Source organism: Xanthobacter sp. YC-JY1, assembly GCF_021730305.1.
GTDB lineage: Bacteria > Pseudomonadota > Alphaproteobacteria > Rhizobiales > Xanthobacteraceae > Xanthobacter > Xanthobacter flavus.
Genome location: NZ_CP032674.1, coordinates 3891628 through 3911280, shown reverse-complemented (window position 1 = coordinate 3911280; position 19653 = coordinate 3891628). Strand labels below are relative to the sequence as shown.

The 19653-nt window shown below is 68.2% G+C and carries 19 protein-coding genes; 7 read left to right on the top strand and 12 right to left on the bottom strand.

What is annotated here, in order from left to right; genetic code table 11:
* The first annotated feature begins 410 nt into the window (after positions 1 to 410).
* Positions 411 to 1466, top strand: a complete 1056-nt coding sequence (locus D7006_RS18290) for a PHB depolymerase family esterase (RefSeq protein ID WP_237354055.1) — start codon at positions 411 to 413, stop codon at positions 1464 to 1466.
* Here D7006_RS18290 and D7006_RS18285 read toward each other — a convergent pair.
* A complete protein-coding gene (locus D7006_RS18285) occupies positions 1442 to 2494 on the bottom strand; it encodes a MaoC family dehydratase (protein ID WP_237354054.1) in 1053 nt (350 codons plus the stop codon). The two genes, D7006_RS18290 and D7006_RS18285, sit on opposite strands and share 25 nt — an antisense overlap.
* A gap of 193 nt (positions 2495 to 2687) precedes the next feature.
* On the opposite strand from D7006_RS18285, the gene D7006_RS18280 reads away from it, so the two are divergent.
* On the top strand, positions 2688 to 3602 hold the full coding sequence (locus tag D7006_RS18280) for a cation diffusion facilitator family transporter (protein ID WP_169123959.1): 915 nt from the start codon (positions 2688 to 2690) through the stop codon (positions 3600 to 3602).
* 58 nt (positions 3603 to 3660) lie between these two features.
* Here the strand turns inward: D7006_RS18280 and D7006_RS18275 are convergent, their stop codons facing one another.
* The 10 genes from D7006_RS18275 to smc all read right to left on the bottom strand — a co-directional run bounded on the left by D7006_RS18275 (position 3661) and on the right by smc (position 13911).
* On the bottom strand, positions 3661 to 3864 hold the full coding sequence (locus D7006_RS18275; RefSeq protein ID WP_169123958.1) for a DUF1737 domain-containing protein: 204 nt from the start codon (positions 3862 to 3864) through the stop codon (positions 3661 to 3663).
* A 20-nt stretch (positions 3865 to 3884) separates the two neighbouring features.
* A complete protein-coding gene (locus tag D7006_RS18270; RefSeq protein WP_237354053.1) occupies positions 3885 to 4589 on the bottom strand; it encodes a DJ-1/PfpI family protein in 705 nt (234 codons plus the stop codon).
* A 7-nt stretch (positions 4590 to 4596) separates the two neighbouring features.
* The gene (locus D7006_RS18265) at positions 4597 to 5496 is read right to left on the bottom strand and encodes a CoA ester lyase (RefSeq protein WP_169123956.1); all 900 of its coding nucleotides are present in this window, start codon (positions 5494 to 5496) and stop codon (positions 4597 to 4599) included.
* A gap of 136 nt (positions 5497 to 5632) precedes the next feature.
* Positions 5633 to 6838, bottom strand: coding sequence for a GDSL-type esterase/lipase family protein (locus tag D7006_RS18260; RefSeq protein WP_371745127.1), 1206 nt, complete (start codon positions 6836 to 6838; stop codon positions 5633 to 5635).
* Positions 6839 to 7128: 290 nt separating this feature from the next.
* Positions 7129 to 7611: an ATP F0F1 synthase subunit B gene (locus tag D7006_RS18255; protein WP_371745126.1), complete on the bottom strand. Its 483-nt coding sequence runs from the start codon at positions 7609 to 7611 to the stop codon at positions 7129 to 7131.
* A 156-nt stretch (positions 7612 to 7767) separates the two neighbouring features.
* On the bottom strand, positions 7768 to 8433 hold the full coding sequence (locus D7006_RS18250; RefSeq protein WP_169124126.1) for a F0F1 ATP synthase subunit B: 666 nt from the start codon (positions 8431 to 8433) through the stop codon (positions 7768 to 7770).
* A 164-nt stretch (positions 8434 to 8597) separates the two neighbouring features.
* Positions 8598 to 8825, bottom strand: a complete 228-nt coding sequence (locus D7006_RS18245) for a F0F1 ATP synthase subunit C (RefSeq protein WP_024280371.1) — start codon at positions 8823 to 8825, stop codon at positions 8598 to 8600.
* A 63-nt stretch (positions 8826 to 8888) separates the two neighbouring features.
* Positions 8889 to 9641 (bottom strand): F0F1 ATP synthase subunit A, encoded by a 753-nt coding sequence (locus D7006_RS18240; RefSeq protein WP_237354050.1) that lies wholly within the window; start codon positions 9639 to 9641, stop codon positions 8889 to 8891.
* Between the two features lie 179 nt (positions 9642 to 9820).
* On the bottom strand, positions 9821 to 10204 hold the full coding sequence (locus tag D7006_RS18235) for an AtpZ/AtpI family protein (RefSeq protein WP_237354049.1): 384 nt from the start codon (positions 10202 to 10204) through the stop codon (positions 9821 to 9823).
* A gap of 254 nt (positions 10205 to 10458) precedes the next feature.
* Positions 10459 to 13911, bottom strand: a complete 3453-nt coding sequence (smc, locus tag D7006_RS18230) for a chromosome segregation protein SMC (RefSeq protein ID WP_237354048.1) — start codon at positions 13909 to 13911, stop codon at positions 10459 to 10461.
* Positions 13912 to 14250: 339 nt separating this feature from the next.
* On the opposite strand from smc, the gene trxA reads away from it, so the two are divergent.
* Together trxA and D7006_RS18220 are read left to right on the top strand one after the other, a co-directional pair.
* Positions 14251 to 15177 (top strand): thioredoxin, encoded by a 927-nt coding sequence (gene trxA / locus D7006_RS18225; protein WP_256444921.1) that lies wholly within the window; start codon positions 14251 to 14253, stop codon positions 15175 to 15177.
* A 112-nt stretch (positions 15178 to 15289) separates the two neighbouring features.
* Entirely contained in the window at positions 15290 to 15961 is a 672-nt protein-coding gene (locus D7006_RS18220; RefSeq protein ID WP_229645261.1) for an LON peptidase substrate-binding domain-containing protein, read from the top strand.
* A 1-nt stretch (position 15962) separates the two neighbouring features.
* Here D7006_RS18220 and D7006_RS18215 read toward each other — a convergent pair whose 3' ends face one another.
* Positions 15963 to 16310, bottom strand: coding sequence for a hypothetical protein (locus D7006_RS18215; RefSeq protein ID WP_169123950.1), 348 nt, complete (start codon positions 16308 to 16310; stop codon positions 15963 to 15965).
* Positions 16311 to 16339: 29 nt separating this feature from the next.
* On the opposite strand from D7006_RS18215, the gene D7006_RS18210 reads away from it, so the two are divergent.
* The 3 genes from D7006_RS18210 (at position 16340) to D7006_RS18200 (ending at position 19577) form a co-directional block, all read left to right on the top strand.
* The gene (locus D7006_RS18210) at positions 16340 to 17410 is read left to right on the top strand and encodes an RluA family pseudouridine synthase (RefSeq protein WP_169123949.1); all 1071 of its coding nucleotides are present in this window, start codon (positions 16340 to 16342) and stop codon (positions 17408 to 17410) included.
* 161 nt (positions 17411 to 17571) lie between these two features.
* Positions 17572 to 18468 (top strand): RNA polymerase sigma factor RpoH, encoded by an 897-nt coding sequence (gene rpoH / locus D7006_RS18205; protein WP_169123948.1) that lies wholly within the window; start codon positions 17572 to 17574, stop codon positions 18466 to 18468.
* A 356-nt stretch (positions 18469 to 18824) separates the two neighbouring features.
* On the top strand, positions 18825 to 19577 hold the full coding sequence (locus D7006_RS18200) for a response regulator (RefSeq protein WP_237354047.1): 753 nt from the start codon (positions 18825 to 18827) through the stop codon (positions 19575 to 19577).
* Positions 19578 to 19653 lie beyond the last annotated feature (76 nt).

Genomic DNA, 19653 nt, shown 5'->3' with positions numbered 1-19653 from the left:
CGCTCCCACAAGCCCTTTGAGATAACTGATGGGAAACACTTCCTCCTGAGAGGCGCTGTTCAGTTTGATCTAGATCAAATTGGCAGCGGTGCCGCCGCGTGTGTGGCCGGGATGACACACCTCCGCCCCGCCGCCGCCGTATTCGCAGGGCAAGCCTGTTCCCGCTGGCAGGGGCGGCGGCCGCGATAAAATCTATTTGTTTCAAGAGGCTTATTGCGCTCATGACGGTCCTTGCCGCCCTTGTTCGCCGCCGACTGGCCCCCGATGCTTCGACTTTAGACGTGTGGCAATCGTGGCTGCGGCGGGGCGCCGCTGGCAGCTGGATGTTCCGTGCGAGTCTCTTTTTGTTCCTGCTTTGGTCGGGATCTGCTCCGCTCCATGCGGAATCGGTCAAGGACCTCAGGCTTTCGGTGAACGGAGAGACGCGCCGTTATGTGGTGGTGACACCCGATGGCGTCACCACGCCTGCCCCCACGGTGATCGCGCTGCATGGCGCGGCGCAGACGCCGGAAAGCTTCCGTGCCTATTTCGGGCTCGATGCCGCGGCGGCTAAGCACGGCTTCGTTGCCGTCTATCCGGAAGGCGAGGGGCGGACGTGGAATGATGGCCGCCCGGCGGCCATGCGACTCAAGATGATGCTGCGGCCGGGCGACGACGTGGCGTTCCTGGTGGCGCTGGCGCGGCGGCTGGCGGCCGACGGGATCTCCGATCCGAACCGCATCTACCTCACCGGCATCTCCAACGGCGGCTTCATGGTGCAGCGGATGGCCTGCGAATATGCCGAGCTGTTCGCCGCCTATTCGGCGATCATGTCCACCGCGCCGGCCAACTATAAGGAAGAGTGCCAGCCGTCGAAGCCGGTCTCCATCCAGTTCATTCACGGCACGGCGGATTCGGTGATCGGCTATGCCGGTTTCTGGACGCCGCTGGGCTCGACCCTTTCCGCGCCCGACAGCGCCCGTCTCTATGCCGCATTGGACGGATGCGGGCCGGCCACGAGCACCAAGCTGCCCGACCTTGCCCCGGATGACGGCACCACCGCCGAGCTGCGCCGCTGGGAAGGCTGCCGGGATGGCAGTGCCGTGGAGCTCATGACCATCGAGCGCGGCGGCCACCAGTCGCCGGCCATGGTGGAGACGAAGCCCGACCTCGCCACGCCATTTCTCGGCCTGCGCAGCCACGACATCGATGCCGGCGAGGAGATTTGGCGCTTCATGTCGGTCTATGGCGGTGTGCCGGCCGCCGTGGTTCCCGCCACTCCGCCGCGCAAGCCGAAGCCCAAGCCGGCCGGATCCGGGGCCGCGGCGAAGCCGCCGGCGACGACCTCGGCGCCCGCCGACGGGAGCAAGCCGGCGGAAGCGAAGCCGCCGGCTGCCAAGCCCCAGGGGGCGAGCGCCGCACCGCCCACGGCTTCGGCCGGGGCGGCGTCCGGCGCGGCCGGTCAGCGCGGGATCAGCGCCCAGTAGTCGAGATCGAGGATGACGCTCGGGTCGTAATCGCCGTTCTCCGCCTTGAAGGGGAAATCGGCGGTCGGCCGGTCCTTGGTGGCGACGGTGCGCAGGCGCAGCGCGCCCACGTCGTCACGGCCCGGCAGTTCCTGCGCGTCCAGCACCTCGCTCCAGGCATGGACGGTGAGGCCCGCGAACAGCGGCGCCACATGGCGTCCGCCATTGATGGCGGCGATGTGGAAGGCGTTGGCGAGGCCATTGAAGGAGAGCGCGCGGGCGATGGAGATCACGTGCCCGCCATAGATGAGCCGACGGCCGAAGCGGCCCTGGCCCTCAGTGAACTGGTTGAAGTGCACCTTGGCCGTGTTCTGGTAGAGGCGGGTGGCGATCATGTGCTCCGCCTCCTCCACCGTCATGCCGTCCACATGGTCGATGCGCTCGCCGACCGCATAGTCGCTGAAGCGGGCGGTCGAGCCGGAGAGGTCGTCACGCCAGCCGCCGAGGTCGAGCACGGGCACGGCACCGCCGAGGGCGTCGGGGGCCAGAGCTGCCGGAAGGGTGGGGACCACTGGCTCGGGCGCGGGGAGGGAGGGGTCCGCCTTGCGCACCATCACCCAGCGCACATAGTCCAGCACCTCGGTGCCGTCCTGGTTGAAGCCCAGGGAGCGGACGTAGACGACGCCGCTCTGGCCGTTGGAATTCTCCCGGAGGCCGATGACCTCGGACACGGCGGTCAGGGTATCACCGGGATAGACCGGGGCGAGGAAGCGCCCGCCGGCATAGCCGAGATTGGCCACGGCATTGAGCGAGATGTCCGGCACCGTCTTGCCGAACACCGTGTGGAACACGAGCAGGTCGTCCACCGGGGCGGCCGGATAGCCGATGTCCTGGGCGAAGGTATCGGCGGACTGGACCGCGAAGCGGGTGCCGTACAGGGCGCTGTAGAGGCTCACGTCGCCCACCGTCACGGTGCGCGGCGTCGCGTGGCGGATCACCTGCCCGACGCTGAAATCCTCGAAGAAATTGCCCCGGTTGGTCTTGCTCATCTAGGGTCCCCCAATTCGTCGGCGCATGTTGCAGAGCCCGTGGGTGCGACGCAACAGGCCGAAGGGAGAACGTGTCGAATCTCGGCCGCGATGCCGGATCGGCTTGACGCGTGCCCCCCTCATGGTCCTCATGGGGCGTTCCGGAGGGGTGCTGGGCCACTCCGGAAGGCGCAGCGGGCAAGAGGGGGCGTTCGTGTCGGGTTCGGCGAGCCAGAATCTGTCGTTTCAGGCCATGATTTTCACGGCCTGCCTGTTTCCCTTCTACATTCTCGCTGCAACGCTCACCAATTCGGCGGCGATCCTCACGGACCTGCTCGCCACCTCGTTCGACCTGACGGCGCTCACCGCCTGCTGGCTGGTGCTGAAGCTCGCCCACAAGGCCCATGCGGGCAAATATGCCTACGGCCTCGGCAAGCTGGAAAACCTCGCCGAGCTGATGATCGCGCTGCTGCAGACGATCCTGGTGGTTATCGCCGGCACCCGCGCCATCATCCGCGTGATGCACCCGGAGGGCGTGGACGGCGCCGAGCTCGGGCTCTTCGTGGCGGCCCTGGCGGTGGTCGGCAACGTAATCCTGAACCGCAAGGCCACGCGCCTCGCCCACGAGACCCATTCGCCGGTGCTGGCCGCCCAGGCCCGCGTTCACCTCGTCTCGGCTATCGCCTCGGGCTCGGTGTTCACGGTCACGGTGATCCTGTCGATCTTCAACAACATCCCGATCCTGTACTACCTCGATCCCATGGGCTCGTTCGTGGTCATCGGGTTCATGATCTACAACATCTACGCCATGCTCTCGAACTCGGTGGCCTCCCTGCTGGACCAGGCCATCGACGAGGCGGGGCAGCTGCGCATCCTCAAGGTGCTCACCACCCATTTCGACGACTTCGACGAGTTGGGCGATATCCGCACCCGCCAGTTCGGCGGCAAGATGTTCGTGGAGCTGCATCTCGGCTTCGAGAGCGACTGGACCGTCGCCCGTGCCCGCGCCGTGGTGGCCAAGCTCACCGAGTCGGTGAAGCGGGAGTTCCGCGAGGCCGGCGACGAGGTGGATGTGTCCATCGTCCTCATGCCCGGCCACGCCGCTTCTGCCGAGGCGAAGGCGGTCTGATCCGCCGCTCCGCGCGTCCCGATCGGCGATGCCCGATCGGCGCCCCCTTTGCGCAGGCTCAGTGCTCGGAGAGCACCACCTCGTCCGACCACTCGCCTTCCACTTCCTTGACGATGGCCTGGCCGCAGATGACGCGGCCCTGAACGCTGTCGAAGGTGAGGGTCGGCGCACCGTGGAGCTGCCAGCCCCGGTTGAGGGCGGCGGACACGCGCTTGCAGAAGGCGGCGTCGTCGGGGCCGGTGAGATAGCGATAGAGCTTCATGGTTCAGTCCCCCCGGGGTGTCAGAGCCGCGCGCCGATGCGACGGGCGACGGCGTCGCGCTTGTCCTGAAACCCCTGCGTCCGGCCACGGACCTCCTCGACGAGGCGGGGATCCTCCTTGTCGCGGGGCGGGAAGGGCGGTTCGGGCTGGTATTCGATGGCGAGGGTGATGCGCCGTGCCTCGTCCTCGCCGGCGATCTCGCTCGCCAGCGCCAGCGCTAGGTCGATCCCGGAGGAGACGCCGGCGCCGGTGAGGCGATTGCGGTCGATCACCACCCGCTCCTCCACCGGGATGGCACCGAGGTGGGCCAACTGCGGCAAAGACAGCCAGTGGCAGGTGGCGCGGTAGCCCTTGAGCAGCCCCGCGGCACCAAGGATCAGCGAGCCGGTGCAGACGGAGGTCACATAGCGCGCGCCGTCCGCCATCTCCTGCAGGAAGCCGAGGGTTTCCCGGTCCTCCATCAACTCGAGCTGGCCCGGCCCACCGGGCACGAACAGCACGTCGCAGTCGTGGATTTCCTTGAACGCGGCGGTGGGCATGATGGAGAGGCCCGCCACGTCCTTCACCGGTCTGGTGCTGGTCTTCCAGACGATGTCGATCTTCGCGCCCGGCAGCCGTGCGAACACCTCGAACGGGCCGGTGAGGTCGAGCTGCGTCATGTCCGGATAAGCGACCATGACGATGTGCAGGGGCGCGGGAGCGGTCAGGGCGGCGGGTGTGGTCATGGTGCGGTCAGCTGCGGGCGGCGATGGCATCGGCCAGCGCGACGGTGCGCTTCGCCATCTCGGCGTGGAGCAGCTCCACCATGCGGCCGTCCAGCGTGATGACGCCCTTGCCCGCATTCTCCGGCAAGGCGAAGGCGGCGATGATCGCCCGCGCCCGCGCCACCTCGGCCTCCGGGGGGCTGAAGGCGATGTTGCAGGGCTCGATCTGGCTCGGGTGGATCAGCGTCTTGCCATCCATGCCGAACTCCACGCCCTGGGCGCATTCGGCCTTGAAGCCGTCGAGGTCCTGGAACTGGTTCCACACGCCGTCGAGCACGTCCACGCCATAGACGCGCGCGGCGGCGACGACGAGGCTCAGCCAGCCGACCATGGGCGCGCGGCCCGGCACCAGAGCGGCGCGGGTTTCCTTGGCAAGGTCGTTGGTGCCGAGGACGAACACCGAGAGACGGGTCAGCGGGTCCTGCGCGGCGGCGGCGATGGCCTTGATGTCGAGGATCGCCAGCGGCGTCTCGATCATCGCCCAGACCCGCGTGGTGGCGGGCACGTCGAGCGCCTTGAGGCGGCGGCCCACCGTGACGAGCTGCTCCACCGACTGCACCTTGGGCAGCAGGATCGCGTCGGGCGTGGCGGATGCGGCGGCTTCCAGATCATCCGGTCCCCACGGCGTGTCGAGGCCGTTGATGCGGATGACCACCTCGCGCGGCCCGAAGCCGCCGGCCTTCACCGTCTCGACGATGCGGCCGCGGGCTTCCACCTTGGCGTCGGGCGCAACCGCGTCCTCAAGATCCAGGATCACCGCATCGGCCGGAAGGGTGCGCGCCTTCTCCAGCGCACGGGCGTTGGAGCCGGGCATGTAGAGGACGCTGCGGCGCGGACGGATGGACGCGGCGGAATTTCCCTCGGACATGACGGCTCCTCGACCCATGCAGCGGGCGGCGCCCGCACTTCTTCCCTGAAATCGGTAAAGCGCCGCTCCGGCTTTGCAAAGCGGATTTTGCCGCGCTGCGGCAGAGGTGGTCAGGCCGCCGGAAAGACGGGAACCTTCAGCGCGCCGACGGAGCGGCGGCGGGCTCGGCGCCGGAGGGCGGCCAGGTGAAATCGTCGGCCCGCCCACGGACGGGCGGCGGCGCGACGCCATCCTTCAGAACCTTCGCCGCTGAGGCGGCGCTGGTGGAAACCTGCACCGCATCGGGGCGCGCGTCGCGGCCCGTCGCCGGGGCTCCGGCGAGGGCGGAGGGCCGCTCCGGTCCGCTGGTGGCGTCCGGCGTCGGCGAGGCCTTGGCGCCGCCGCTCTCCTCCAGCATGCGGTTGATGTCCTTCTGAACGAAGAAGGCCAGCTTTCGCCCGCCGGCGCGGGTAAAGCGCACGCCATCGTTGAATCTCAGGCGCCTGCGCTGGCCGTCCACCGCCGGGCCGTTCGCCATGTACTTCCCGTCCTCGTCGACGAAGCCGTCCCAGACATTGGCGAAGGTGAGCCCCGCGCGGGCGACGCGGGCGCGCAGGATCTCGTTCAGCTTGGCGTAGTCATCGGACAACTGGCCGTTGGCGACGGGGGCAAGGCCGACCACGATGATGCGTCCGGCCTTTTCGCGCAGCGCGGCGAGTACCTCGTCCACGCGCTTGCCATAGAGCTCGTTCCACCGCTCGGTCAGCGGCTGGGCCTGGGTATCGCCATCCTTGATTGGCTGCAGGTCGTCCGAGCCGAGCGCAACGACGGTGACGGATGGCCGCGCGGCTGCAATCGCATCGGGCAGGCGGGCGAGCCAGTCCACCGGTGTCGGCAGGAAGCCGCTTTCGTCGACCGTGTTGTCGACGATCGCGATGCGCTGTCGCTCCGGCACGTAGGAATCGGCGAGGCCCTGCGCCAATTGCCCTGCCATGCGGTCGCCGAGCACCAGCACGAACTGGCTGGGCGGGACCCGCTTGCCCTGGCTCGCGGCATCGGCGGAGCCATAGACGACGCCCGTGGGCTCGGCCGGCGCCTGGGGCTTGGCCTGCTGCTGGGGCGGAGGCAGGAGGTCGGGCTGGGGCTGGAACGGCCACCAGCCGGAATTCTGCGGGGGACGTTGCTGCTGTTGTTGCTGCTGCTGCCGCTGTTGGGGCTGGGGATTGCCGCGCGGCACGTTGGCCGGGGGACGCAGGAAGAAGAAGAAGTCGTTCTGCGCAAAAGCGGGGCGCGCCGCATCCGCACCCAGCAGCACGCCGGTGAGAAGGGCGAGCAGAAGCAGGGCCAGCGGGTTGGGCCGCACAGGCAAACCGCCTCGCCTCCGGCTTGGTCCGGTCTGGGAAGAATGGGGTTCCGCTGCGCGCCACATATCCTAGCAATGGACCAGCGCGGCGGCTCAATCAAGGCATCCGCCGAGCGGCCGAGCGGCCGAGCGGCGGGGCGATGGGGGCAGGCGGGCCGGCCGGAGCCGCGGGCCAGCCTCCGGCTGGGCGTTGACACGGCGTCCAGATCGGTCGCGCCGCGCTGCAGAGGCTTCCCAAAACGAAAAAGGCCGCCAGTGGCGGCCTTCTGGAAGAATGGAGCGGCTTGGGCTCAGTTCAGCTTCGTCTTGACCTCGCCGATGGCGTGGGAAATCAGCCGGTCGGAGACGTCGCCGGTGGCTGCACGACCCAGAATAACCTCGGCGGCCTTGGCGGCAGCTTCGGCGGCGATGGCCTTCACGTCGGCCACAGCCTGGTGCTCGGCCTGGGCGATCTTGTCCTCGGCCATCTTGGTGCGGCGGGACACGAAGTCCTCGATCTTGGCCTTGGCCTCGGCCGCGAGGCGTTCGGCTTCCGCCTTGGCGGCGGTGACGATGGATTCGGCCTCGGCCTCGGCCTCACGCTGCTTGCGCTTGAACTCGGCGACGAGCTTCTGCGCCTCTTCCTTCAGCCGGCGGGCTTCTTCAAGCTCGGCGGAGATGCGCTGACCGCGGCTGTCGAGCGCGGAAGCGATGGCGCGGTGGGCGCCGGCATAGATGAGGATGCCGACGAAGACCACGAAGGCGATGGCGACCCAAAGTTCAGCCAGTGACATCTCGTTCATAACGTGGTCCTCGGGTCCGTCTGCGTCCGCCCGGTCCGGGCCTGAGCGACGTTGAAACGTCAGGGTCTCGTCGAGAACGCGAACCGGTCAGGCGCGTTCAAAATTGCAGAACCCGGCTGCCTTGAAGGCGCGCGGGCGTCGCGGCCCTCAGGCCGCGTCCTTCTTGGCGAGGGCGCTGTCGACGGCCTGTTCCACCTCATGCTGAGCGGGGCTCGTGCCGATGAGGGTGGAGACGATGGCGCCGGTGGCGTCCACGGCGATGCCCTTCACATGGGTGAGGGCCTCGGTCTTGGTGGAGGCGATGCGCTCCTCGGCGGCGGCGAGCTTGGTGGCGAGCTCCGCCTCGAGCGACTTGCGGTTGGCGTCCTGCTCGGCATTGAGACGGTTGCGCGTCTCGCCGGCGATGGAGTTGGCCTTGGCGCGAGCCTCGGCGAGGGCCTTCTCGTAGGCCGCCTGGGCGGCCTCGCTGTCAGCCTTGTGCTTCGCCGCCTCCTCGAGGTCGTCGGCGATGCGGTCGTGGCGCTCTTCCAGGATGCGGCCGATGCGCGGGAGGGCGATGCGGCTCATCAGGAAGTAGAGCAGGCCGAAGCTCAGGACGAGCCACAGCAGCTGCGAGGCGAAGGTGGTGCCGTCGAAGGGCGGGAAGTGGCTCTTCTTGCCATGATCTCCGGCCGCATCCGCATGTCCCGTGCCGGGAGCTGCGGCGGCAGGCTCGTGGGTCCCATGCCCGGCGGCGCCGGTGGGCGGAGCCGCCTGTGCGACCGTGGCCGGCTTGCCGGCAGGATCGCTCGCCGCCGAGACGGGAGCGCCCATCAGGACCGCACCCGCAAACGCCAGCGCGACAGTCACTTTCCACGACTTCATCATGGCTTGCCCGCCTTCGCACCTGTCGAGGCAAGGGTGCCTCGTCACAGGGTGTCAATCACTGCGCCCGGGCGCTGGGCGCCCGGGAGACCTCTTCCGCCGCGAACCTGAGATCAGGCCACGAACAGCAGGACGAGGGCGACGACGAGCGAGAAGATGCCGAGACCTTCCGCGAGCGCCGCGCCGATGAACGCGCGGGCGAACTGGCCGTCGGCAGCCGACGGGTTGCGCAGGGCGCCGGAGAGGAAGTTGCCGAAGATGTTACCGACGCCGACGCCGGCGAGACCCATGCCGAGGCAGGCGAGACCGGCACCAATGAACTTACCAGCTGCGGGATCCATGGACTGCTCCTTCAAAAACTCGAGTGTTGGGGTAATCGGTGGAACGGCGAGGCGACGTCCGGGTCAGTGACCCGGGTGGATCGCGTCGTTGAGGTAGATCGAGGTGAGCACCGCGAACACGTAGGCCTGCAGCACCGCCACCAGAAGCTCCAGCGCGGTGAGCGCCACGATCATCAGGAAGGGCAGCGTCGCGCCGAACCAGCCGGCGATGCCGGCCGAGGCGAGGCCCACCACGAAGAAGGCGAACACCTTCAGCGCGATATGACCGGCCAGCATGTTGGCGAACAGACGCAGCGACAGGCTGATGGGGCGGGAGAGGAACGAGACGACCTCGATCACCACCAGGAAGGGAAGCAGGAAGCCCGGGACGCCCGACGGCACGAACAGGTGCAGGAAGTGGGTGCCGTGCTTGACGAAGCCGTAGATGATGACGGTGCCGATCACCAGCAGCGCCAAAGCGGCGGTGACGATGAGGTGCGCCGTGACGGTGAAGGTGTAGGGGATGAGGCCCACCACGTTCGCCACCAGCACGAACATGAACAGCGAGAAGACCAGGGGGAAGAACACCATGCCCTGGTTGCCGGCGCTGTCACGCACCATCTTGGCGATGAATTCGTAGCTCATCTCCGCCGCCGACTGGGCGCGGCCCGGCACCAGGGTGCGGCCGCGGGTGGCGTAGGTGAGGAAGAAGAAGATAATCGCCACGATGCCGAACATGAACACGGCGGCGTTCGTGAACGAGAATTGCACGCTGCTGAGGTTCAGCAGGTCCACGTAGCGCTTGATCTCGAACTGGTGGATCGGATCGACGGTCATCCGAACGCGCCCCCTGCCATCGCGGCCTCGGCCGCTGAACCCAAGATCACGGCCGAAGCCGCCAAATGTATCAACAGGCCGAAATCCGCTGCCGGACCCCGCCCCAATGACCCGGACGGCTCGCGCCGCCCCGAAAACCCAGTCCCGCCGCGCCGTCCCCGTTTTTGAGGTGGCGCTCGTCAGGACGTGCCGGGGCCCTTTTTCCGGCCTTCGCCGGACGCCCTCAGCATGTTCGTCACGCCCGCGGCGAAGCCGACCAGCGTGAATACGATCAGCCCCCAGGGCGTGATCGAGAAGAAGCGGTCGATGCCGTAGCCGATGAGAGACCCCACCAGAACGCCCGACACGAATTCGGCACCCAGCCGGAAGGCAAGAGCGACGCCCGACTTGGACGAGGTATCCTGCTCTTTCGGAGCCGGCACCTCGGCTTTGGCGCGGACGTGGCCCAACGAGGTGTTGAGCTGCTCAAGCCTTGCGGAGAGCTCGGTATCGCTGGGCCGGGAGCCTCCCGCCCCGTCCGGTCCGCTTTTGCCTCCTGCGGAGGTATTGTCAGGTCCGGACATTGCGCGAGTTCCTGGCTCCGGTGGAGGACAGCAGCCCTCCCCCTCGAACCGCGGCGCACCATAGTTGCGTCAAAATTGAGTGTCAAGGCAGCCGTAGGGGGTATCAAGTTTCTGAAAATAAAGAAGAAAAATGTGGCTGCGACATCGTGCTTCGCCGTCTCGGCGCTGCCGCAGTGGAAAGCGTGCACCCGCCTCCTTCCGCACGGGCGCTTCGGCGCCCTGAGAAAGGCCAAGCTCCAGCAAGTCTTGGAAGGCTAGACGGCCTCGCGCAGCCGCTCGGCGCTCTGCAAATCCACCGAGACCAGACGGGATACGCCGCGCTCGGCCATGGTCACGCCGAACAGGCGATTCTGGTGGGCCATGGTGATGGGATTGTGGGTGATGGTGAGGAAGCGCGTGTCGGTGAGGCGCGTCATCTCCTCAAGCAGGGTACAGAATCGCTCCACGTTGGCGTCGTCGAGCGGCGCGTCCACCTCGTCCAGCACGCAGATGGGCGCGGGATTGGTGAGGAAGACGGCGAAGATGAGCGCCATGGCGGTCAGAGCCTGCTCGCCGCCGGACAGCAGCATCAGCGTCTGCGGCTTCTTGCCCGGGGGCTTGGCGATGATGTCGAGGCCCGCCTCCAGCGGATCGTCCGCATCGGTGAGCACCAGTTGCGCCTCGCCACCGCCGAACAGCGTGTCGAACAGCTTGCGGAAATGCCCGTCCACCACCGCGAAGGAAGCCTGAAGCCGTTCGCGCGCCTCGCGATTCAGGCTCTGGATGGCCGCACGCAGGCGGCGGATGGCCTCGTTCAGGTCGTCGCGTTCGGTTGTGAGCCGGGTGTGCTGGGCCTCCGCTTCCTCCAGCTCCACATCGGCGCGCAGGTTCACGGCGCCGAGTCGCTCCCGGTCGCGCTTCGCCCGCTCCAGCGTCGCCTCAATGGCGGCGACATTGGGGGGAGGGGATGAGTCGGTGAGGCCGGCCTGTTCGCGGGCGAGGTCCGGCGGGCCGTCGAGAATGTCGGCGATCTCGCGCTGGAGATCGTCGCGGCGCTGGCGGGCGCCTTCCAGCCGGGCGTCGGCGCGGGCGGCCTCGGCGCGGGCGCCGGACATGGCTTCCAGCGCGTCTCGGGCGGCCCGGTCGGCGGCGGCAAGCGCCTCCTCGCCCTCGGCGAGCCGGTCGGCGGCCTCGCGGCGGGCCGCCTCCGCCTCTTCCAGCGCATTCATGAGCGCGCGGCGACGGCGGATGAATTCGGAGGGCGCTTCCTCGATCTCGGCGAGCTCGGCTTTCGCCTCGGCCTCGCGGGCGGCGACGGCGGCAAGCCGTTCCCCGGCACCTCCGGCGCGCTGGCGCCAGGAGCGTTCTTCCGCCGCGATGGCTTCCAGCCGGCGCATGCGCTGGGTGGCATCGCGCCTCAGCGCATCGAGCCGGGCGCGGGCCTCGGCTACGGCGGCGCGGCGTTCGGCGGTGTCGGCCCGGGCGCGGGCCAGCTCCGATTCGAGCACCTGCGGCGTGTCGAGGGCGGCGAGCTGGCGCTCGGCATCGGCCAGCGACGCCTCCGATTCGGCGCGCACGGCGGCGAGGCGGTTGCGCGCCTCGGCCAGAGCCGAAAGGCGCGCGAGATGCTGGGCGGCGCGGCGCTCGGCCGCTTCCAAAGTGGCGCGGCTCGCCTCGGCGGACCTTTGCGCGGCGCGGCGGGCTTCGCGGGCGAGATTTTCTCCCTCGGCGGCCTGACGCAAGACACCTTCGCGATCGGCGAGGGTGGCGCGCACCTCATCGAGATGTGCTTCCGCCAGAGCCGCCTCGGCTTCGATGTCGGCGAGGCGGTTGCGCTCGGCGAGGCGGCGGGCGGCGGCTGTGGGGGCATCGGCGGCGGCGACCACGCCGTCCCAGCGCCACAGGTCCCCCTCCATGGAGACGAGGCGCTGGCCCGCCTTCAGCCGGCTTGCCAGAGCGGGGCCATCGGCGCGGGCCACGATGCCCACCTGCACCAGCCGTCGCGCCAGCGCCGGGGCGCCGGAGACGAAGCGGGAGAGGGGCAGGGCGCCTTGCGGCAATGGGGGGTCGGACGGGTCCAATGCCGCGCCGGCCCAGCGGGCGGGGGCGGCGCCGTCCACCGGCAAATCGAGATCGTCACCCAGGGCGGCGCCCAGCGCCGTCTCATAGCCCTTGGCGACGGTGACGAGATCGGCCACGGGCGGGAAGCGCGCATCGCTGGACTGGAGCACCTTCGCCAGCGTTCGCGCTTCGGTCTCCAGACGGCCGAAGCGGGCCTGCGCCTCGGCGAGGGTCGGGCGCAGTTCCTCGATCGCCCGGCGGGCGACGGTATGGGCCACCTCGGCGTCGATGCTCGCTTCCTCGGCCTCGGCCAAAGCGTCGCGGGCGGCCTCGGCCTCCATGCGCAGGCCTTCGAGCGCGTCGGTGCCGGCCTGCTGCTTGAGGCGGCTTTCCTCCGCCTCCACCGAGGCGCGCTCGGCAGCGTTGCGCACCAGTCGGTCGCGCGTCTCGCGCAGAAGCTGCTCCAGAGAGGCGCGCCGGGCACCGAGATCGGCAAAGTGCGCGGTCTTTTCCTCAAGAGCGCGCTCGGCCTCCTCCAGAAAGGCGGCGGCCTCTTCCTGCATGTCGGCGGCGATGGCCTCGCGCTCGGCCGCTTCCTCCTGCTCGAAGCGCAGGTTCTCGGCCTCGGAGGCGAGACGCTCCAGCACGCTCTCGGCGTCGTGGGAGAGGGCCTCTTCGCGGGCGGTATCCTGGGCCAGCTGGACGAGACGACGTTCCAGCTCTTCCTTGCGGGCGGCGAGGCGGGCCTCCTCGGCATCCAGCTCCTGCCGGGCATGGGTGAGGCGCTGCAGCGCTGCAGCGGCTTCCGCCTCCTTCTGGCGGAGCGACGGGAGGGCGTGGGCGGCGAGGGCCTGAAGGCGCGCGGCCTCGGCCTGAAGGCGCGTGTGCTCGGCGCCGTCGCGCTTGGCGGCTTCCACGGCCTGCTCGGCATCGGCCAGCGCTTTCGTGACGTCCTGCCAGCGCAGCCAGAGCAGGGTCGCCTCGCACTGGCGGATTTCGGCGGCCAGCGATTTGTAGCGCACGGTCTGGCGGGACTGGCGGCGCAGGCTGTCCACCTGCGTGCCCAACTGGGTGATGACGTCTTCCAGCCGCAGCAGATTCTGCTCGGCGGCCTTCAGCCGGGTTTCGGCCTCGTGGCGGCGGGCGTGGAGGCCAGCGACGCCGGCAGCCTCTTCCAAGATGCGGCGGCGGGCATTGGGCTTGGCACCGACGATCTCGCCGATCTGCCCCTGCCGCACGAGGGCGGGGGAGCGGGCGCCGGTGGAGGCATCGGCGAAGATGAGCTGGACGTCGCGGGCGCGCACGTCCTTGCCATTGATGCGGTAGCTCGATCCGGCGCCGCGCTCGATGCGGCGGACGATCTCCAGCTGGTCCCACTCATTGAAGGCGGCAGGGGCGGTGCGGTCGGAATTGTCGAGGTGCAGCACCACTTCGGCCGAATTGCGCGACGGCCGGCCCGTGGTGCCGGAGAAGATCACGTCCTCCATGTCGTTGGCGCGCATGGCCTTGTAGGAGCTTTCGCCCATCACCCAGCGCAACGCCTCGACAAGATTGGACTTGCCGCACCCGTTCGGCCCCACCACGCCGGTAAGGCCGGGCTCGATCAGAAGATCGGTGGGCTCGACGAAGGTCTTGAAGCCCACGAGCCGCAGGCGGTCGAACTTCATGCCGCGATCTTGGCTGTGGGAACGGGAAACAGGGTCATCGCCTCGGGGTGTGCCAGCCTTTCCGGTGGAGGTCAAACCAGCGTGCATGCCCCGCCGCCCCTGTGCAAGCCTTGGCCTGCCAACGATCCACAGGGGGTGCCCGGTGCGCCGGCGGGAGATGCGCGTCGGTGCGTCCTGGGGTTGTGTCGGCGCCTCCCGCCTTACCTTCCGCCCCTGAAAGGGGTACAAGGCGGCAAGCGCCGCATTGCGTCGGTGTGACGGCGCCCCATCTAAGGGGGGCTTGTCCCGGCGATGCCGCCTTCGGGCGCCGCGGGGCTGGATTTTCGGGGATTGCGACACATGCTGCTCAATCAGGCAGGCGCCACGGGTGCCAAACCGGCTGCGGCTTCCGACAGCGCCGGCGGGGACATCATCGACACCACCACCCAGACCTTCATGGCCGAGGTGATGGAGGAATCGAAGCGCCGCCCGGTCCTCGTGGATTTCTGGGCGCCCTGGTGCGGCCCGTGCAAGACGCTGACGCCGGTGATCGAGAAGGTGGTCAAGGCCGCCAAGGGCAAGGTGCGCCTCGCCAAGCTCAACATCGACGACCATCCGGTCATCCCCGGCAAGCTCGGCATCCAGTCGGTGCCCACGGTATATGCCTTCGTGAACGGCCAGCCGGTGGACGGCTTCATGGGGGCCCTGCCTGAAGGACAGGTGAAGGCTTTCATCGATCGCCTCCTAGGTCCCGGAACGGACGGGCTGGAAGAAGCCCTCGCGGCGGCCGAAGGCGCGTTGGCGGATGGCGATTTGACCGCGGCGGCGGAGATCTTTGCCGGCGTGCTCGGTGAGGAACCGGACAATCTGAAGGCGCTCGCCGGCCTCGTGCGCACCCAGGTCGCGGCCGGCGCGCTGGAGCAGGCCAAGGCGACGCTGGCGCTGGCACCCGCCGACAAGGCCAACGACCCGTCGATCGTCGCCGCGCGCGCCGCCCTCGATGTGGCCGAGCAGGCCGCCTCGCTGGGCGATCTCGCGACGCTGCAGGCCAAGCTCGACCTCGACCCGGCCGACCATCAGGCCCGTTTCGACCTCGCGATCGGGCTGAATGCCAAGGGCCGGCGCGAGGATGCGCTGATCCACCTGCTCGACATCGTGAAGCGTGACCGCTCCTGGAACGAGGATGCCGCGCGCAAGCAGCTGGTCCAGCTGTTCGAGGCCTGGGGGCCGACCGATCCGCTCACCCTTTCCGGACGTAAGAAGTTGTCAGCGATCATGTTCGCCTGAGAGCGCGTCCTTCCAAACGCGGGTGCGGGACGCTGCCTTCGATCGTTCGGGTCGATGCGCTTTCCCGATGCGGACGGAGTTTCGCGCGACGGCGCTCGAAAAGGATTTTTTCGTGGCTACCAACCGCAATTACCTGTCGCCGGCGGACATTCCGCCGGTGATCCCTGTCTTTCCGCTCACCGGCGCGCTTCTGCTGCCGCGGGCGGAACTGCCGCTCAACATCTTCGAGCCGCGCTATCTGGCCATGGTGGACGATGCGCTGTCCGGCGCGCGGCTCATCGGCATGATCCAGCCGGACGAGGCCGCGCCCGCGGGCGCGAGCGGGCCGGCGGTGCACAAGGTGGGCTGCGTGGGGCGTCTCACCCAGTTCGGCGAGACCGGGGACGGGCGCTATCTCATCACCCTGAGCGGCATCTGCCGCTTCCGCGTGGTGGAAGAGATGCCGGTGACCACCCCCTACCGCCAGTTCCGTATCGATACGGCGCCCTTCGCCGAGGATTTCGATGTTTCGGCGGGTGAGGCGGAGGTGGACCGGGAGGCGGTTCTCGCAGCGCTCGCGGCCTTTCTCGATGCCAACAAGCTGGAAGCCGACTGGGATGGCATCCGCCAGGCCGGCACCGAGACGCTGGTCAACGCGCTCTCGGTGATGTCGCCTTACGGCGCACTGGAGAAGCAGGCGCTGCTGGAGGCGGAGGACCTCAAGGCCCGCGCGGACATGCTGGTGGCCATCACCCAGATGATGCTGGCCCGCATGCCGGGCGACGGCGAGGGCTCGCTTCAGTAGCTCAGGGCTCGACCGCGAAGCGCAGCCGGCCCGCAGGGGCGAGGGTGCGGGCGTCGAAGGTGCGGATTTCGGTTGCGCCGTTGACCTCGATGGCTACCACCACCACGTCGCCGGAGACGGCAGTGGAGACGATCCGGGCGCCCTTGGGCAGAAGCGCCGTCATTTCGCCGGTGGCGAGCGGTTTTGCCCGGATCATGCGATAACCGATCACGCCGAACACGGCCGCCACTCCCAGCACCATGACCAGCATGGAGATGCTGGAGAAGCGGCGGAACTTGCGGATCACGCGCTCCTGCTCCGGCGTCAGCGCCTCTTCGGGGGTGTCGATCTGGGGCGGGCGGTGGAACATGAGGGGCCGGGGCTCCTGACGGGACAAGAATGAACGCGAAGACGACCGAAGCTGCCCTTGCCGACGGCTTCGACGACCTCACCGATGAGATCGGGCCGGACGAAGCCGGTCAGGACGCTGGCGCGAGCCTCACCCTCGCCGTCGCCCCCGAGGATGCGGGGCAGCGGCTGGACCGCGTCCTGGCGCGCCTTGCGCCCGAACTCAGCCGCACCCGCATCCAGCGTCTCGTAGCGGAAGGGCAGGTGTCCATCGGCGGGGGAGTGGTAGGGGACGCGGCCGCGAGGGTCAATGCCGGCGAGGTCTACACCCTGACCCTGCCGCCTCCCGAGCCGGCCGAGCCGGTGGCGGAAGACCTCCCGCTCACCATCGCCTTCGAGGACGATCACCTCATTGTCATCGACAAGCCGGCCGGACTGGTCGTGCATCCCGCACCGGGCCATGCCTCCGGCACGCTGGTGAACGCGCTTCTGCATCATTGTGGCGACAGCCTCTCCGGCATCGGCGGGGTGCGCCGCCCGGGCATCGTCCATCGCATCGACAAGGATACGTCGGGCCTGCTGGTGGTGGCCAAGTCCGATGCCGCCCACAAGGGCCTCGCCGCCCAGTTCGCCGACCACGGCCGTACCGGGCCGCTGGAGCGCGCCTATCTCGCCTTCGTCTGGGGCGTGCCCGAGCCGAAGGGCAGGGTGGATGCGCCCATCGATCGGCATCCGACCCATCGCCAGAAGATGGCGGTGCGGGGTTCCGGCCGTCACGCGGTGACCCATTGGGAGGTGCTGGAGACCTTCGTCGGCAAGACCGGGGCGGAGGTGGCGAGCCTCATCGAATGCCGGCTGGAGACCGGACGGACCCACCAGATCCGCGTCCACATGGCCCATGCCGGCCACCCGCTCCTCGGCGATGAGGTCTACGGCCAGGGCTTCCGGACCAAGGTCTCCCTGCTGCCGGACGAGGCCCGGGCCTGCCTCGCCGCACTGGGCCGGCAGGCGCTTCATGCCGCGCGGCTCGGTTTCGCGCACCCGGTGACGGGCGCGGAATTGTCGTTCGAAAGTGAGTTGCCGCAGGACCTTGCGGCTCTGGAGGCGGCGCTGCGCGACTAGTCCGTGAGCGTGCAGAAACGCAATTCGCTCTCGCAGCGACGTGAGAGGATGAAACCTATCCGCGCCCCATTCGTATCTATATCATCGTGCGTCGCGGTCGGCGTCATGCGGCCGCACGAGCGGCTGCCCGGATGGGGGCCTCGGGAGAAGGAGGCCTCGTGATGGCCCAGCATAAGTCCATGCCCATTCCCTCCGCAGAGGGCGGGCTTTCGCGGTACCTGGAGGAAATCCGGCGGTTCCCCATGCTGGAGCCGCAGGAGGAATATATGCTCGCCAAAAGCTGGCGCGAGCACGGGGACCGCGACGCCGCTCACAAGCTGGTGACGAGCCATCTGCGCCTCGTGGCCAAGATCGCAATGGGCTACCGCGGCTATGGCCTGCCCATCTCCGAGGTGATCTCCGAGGGCAATGTGGGCCTCATGCAGGCGGTGAAGCGGTTCGAGCCCGAGAAGGGCTTCCGCCTCGCCACCTATGCCATGTGGTGGATCCGCGCCTCCATCCAGGAATACATCCTGCGCTCGTGGAGCCTCGTGAAGATGGGCACCACGGCGGCGCAGAAGAAGCTGTTCTTTAACCTGCGCAAGGCCAAGAGCCAGATTTCCGCGCTGGAGGAGGGCGACCTGCGCCCCGATCAGGTGCAGCAGATCGCCACCAAGCTCGGCGTAACCGAGCAGGACGTGGTGGACATGAACCGCCGCCTGTCCGGCGACGCCTCCCTCAACGCGCCGATCCGCGAGGACTCGGAGGGCGGGGAGTGGCAGGACTGGCTGGTGGACGAGCGCCTCGACCAGGAGGAGCAGCTCGCCGAGAGCGAGGAGTTGGCCAACCGCCGCTCGGCCCTGTCCGGCGCGCTGTCCGTGCTCAATGATCGTGAGCGTCGCATCTTCGAGGCGCGCCGGCTCTCCGACGACCCGATGACGCTGGAAGACCTCGCCGCCGAGTTCGGCGTGTCGCGCGAGCGCGTGCGCCAGATCGAGGTGCGGGCGTTCGAGAAGGTGCAGAAGGCGGTGATGGACCGCGTTCGGCAGATCGAGGCTCCGGAGGCGGTCTCGGCCTGAGCCGGGACCGCGCGACTTCCCGCATCCCTTCCTGAGGTGCCGTTAGGTGATCGGCGTGAGAGTCTCACTTGCCGCTTACGGCCGGAGAGCACGCCTATAATACCTCCGAAGGCTTTCCCGTGGTGTGGGGGGCTACACCTGGGTTGACCTATACGGCACTCAATCAACTCTAAATATCTGCTCCTTTGCGAAAATTGATCCAAATGGGGATGGATTGGATCGATCTGAACTGGATTGCGCCGACCTAGCATGATACCCACCTAGCTTGACCTTTGGAGTGGTGGTGACAGGAACTCCCGTGCCGAAGGCTGTTCCTGCCGGGGGGCAGCCATGGCGCGCGTGATGGCAGTTGGGCAATGCGGGATGTCGCTGTTATTGTCGTCGATGACGACAAAGAGTTCCTTCTTGAGGTGCGAGAGGGCCTCGCGCTCGAGAATCTGCCAGTCGTCTGCGCGTCATCGCCTTTGAGCGCTCTCGATGTCGTCGAGCAGAACTTCGCCATACGCGTGCTGGTCACTGACCTTGCCATGCCGGATCTCGACGGTCTGGAGCTGATCCGTCGCGTGGGTGAGCTTCGCCAAGGTCCGCAGATTCTTCCCATTATCCTCACGGGAAATGCATCGATGGAGAATGCCATTGCCGCCTTGCGTATGGGCGCGGTGGATTTTCTCCAGAAGCCGGTCGAAATCGCCGAACTCGTGGCCGCCATTCGCCGTGCGCTCGATCTTTCCGTTCAAAAGCGCCGGGCGGCGACCTTGCTCGACGATCCTCTGGCTCTCCTGCGCCTGCTCGACGGCCTGCGCATGGACCGCAAGCGGGTACTTCCGAGGGTTGCCGGCGGAGATGCCGCCTGGGAAATGCTGCTCGATCTCGCCATGGCGCAGGCCGCTGGCCGGCAGGTTTCGGTCTCGGCTTTGTGCGCGGGGGCCGGAACCTCAACCACCACGGCCTTGCGTCGCCTCGAAGCGCTTGAGCAGGAAGGGCTCGTCGAGCGGCATCCCGACCCCGAGGATCGCCGAAGGGTATGGCTCCAGCTCACCCACAAGGGTGGGGCATCCGTTCGCCAGGCCGGCAGACGCTTTGCCGAAACCCTCCGTGCGCTCATTTAGTAGTTTGTCTGAATGTGACTGGTATTTTCTGAGAATTAAAATCTGCAATGAACTATTTTTGGCCTCATATTCGAGA

Excerpts from the sequence above, each read along its gene's own strand:
- D7006_RS18285 (WP_237354054.1), bottom strand. The coding sequence starts at position 2,494 with ATGAGCAAGACCAACCGGGGCAATTTCTTCGAGGATTTCAGCGTCGGG.
- trxA (WP_256444921.1), top strand. The coding sequence starts at position 14,251 with ATGCTGCTCAATCAGGCAGGCGCCACGGGTGCCAAACCGGCTGCGGCT.
- D7006_RS18270 (WP_237354053.1), bottom strand. The coding sequence starts at position 4,589 with ATGACCACACCCGCCGCCCTGACCGCTCCCGCGCCCCTGCACATCGTC.
- D7006_RS18265 (WP_169123956.1), bottom strand. The coding sequence starts at position 5,496 with ATGTCCGAGGGAAATTCCGCCGCGTCCATCCGTCCGCGCCGCAGCGTC.
- D7006_RS18255 (WP_371745126.1), bottom strand. The coding sequence starts at position 7,611 with ATGTCACTGGCTGAACTTTGGGTCGCCATCGCCTTCGTGGTCTTCGTC.
- D7006_RS18200 (WP_237354047.1), top strand. The coding sequence starts at position 18,825 with ATGCGGGATGTCGCTGTTATTGTCGTCGATGACGACAAAGAGTTCCTT.
- D7006_RS18235 (WP_237354049.1), bottom strand. The coding sequence starts at position 10,204 with ATGTCCGGACCTGACAATACCTCCGCAGGAGGCAAAAGCGGACCGGAC.
- D7006_RS18210 (WP_169123949.1), top strand. The coding sequence starts at position 16,340 with ATGAACGCGAAGACGACCGAAGCTGCCCTTGCCGACGGCTTCGACGAC.
- D7006_RS18240 (WP_237354050.1), bottom strand. The coding sequence starts at position 9,641 with ATGACCGTCGATCCGATCCACCAGTTCGAGATCAAGCGCTACGTGGAC.
- D7006_RS18215 (WP_169123950.1), bottom strand. The coding sequence starts at position 16,310 with ATGTTCCACCGCCCGCCCCAGATCGACACCCCCGAAGAGGCGCTGACG.
- D7006_RS18275 (WP_169123958.1), bottom strand. The coding sequence starts at position 3,864 with ATGAAGCTCTATCGCTATCTCACCGGCCCCGACGACGCCGCCTTCTGC.
- D7006_RS18250 (WP_169124126.1), bottom strand. The coding sequence starts at position 8,433 with ATGGGCGCTCCCGTCTCGGCGGCGAGCGATCCTGCCGGCAAGCCGGCC.
- smc (WP_237354048.1), bottom strand. The coding sequence starts at position 13,911 with ATGAAGTTCGACCGCCTGCGGCTCGTGGGCTTCAAGACCTTCGTCGAG.
- rpoH (WP_169123948.1), top strand. The coding sequence starts at position 17,572 with ATGGCCCAGCATAAGTCCATGCCCATTCCCTCCGCAGAGGGCGGGCTT.
- D7006_RS18245 (WP_024280371.1), bottom strand. The coding sequence starts at position 8,825 with ATGGATCCCGCAGCTGGTAAGTTCATTGGTGCCGGTCTCGCCTGCCTC.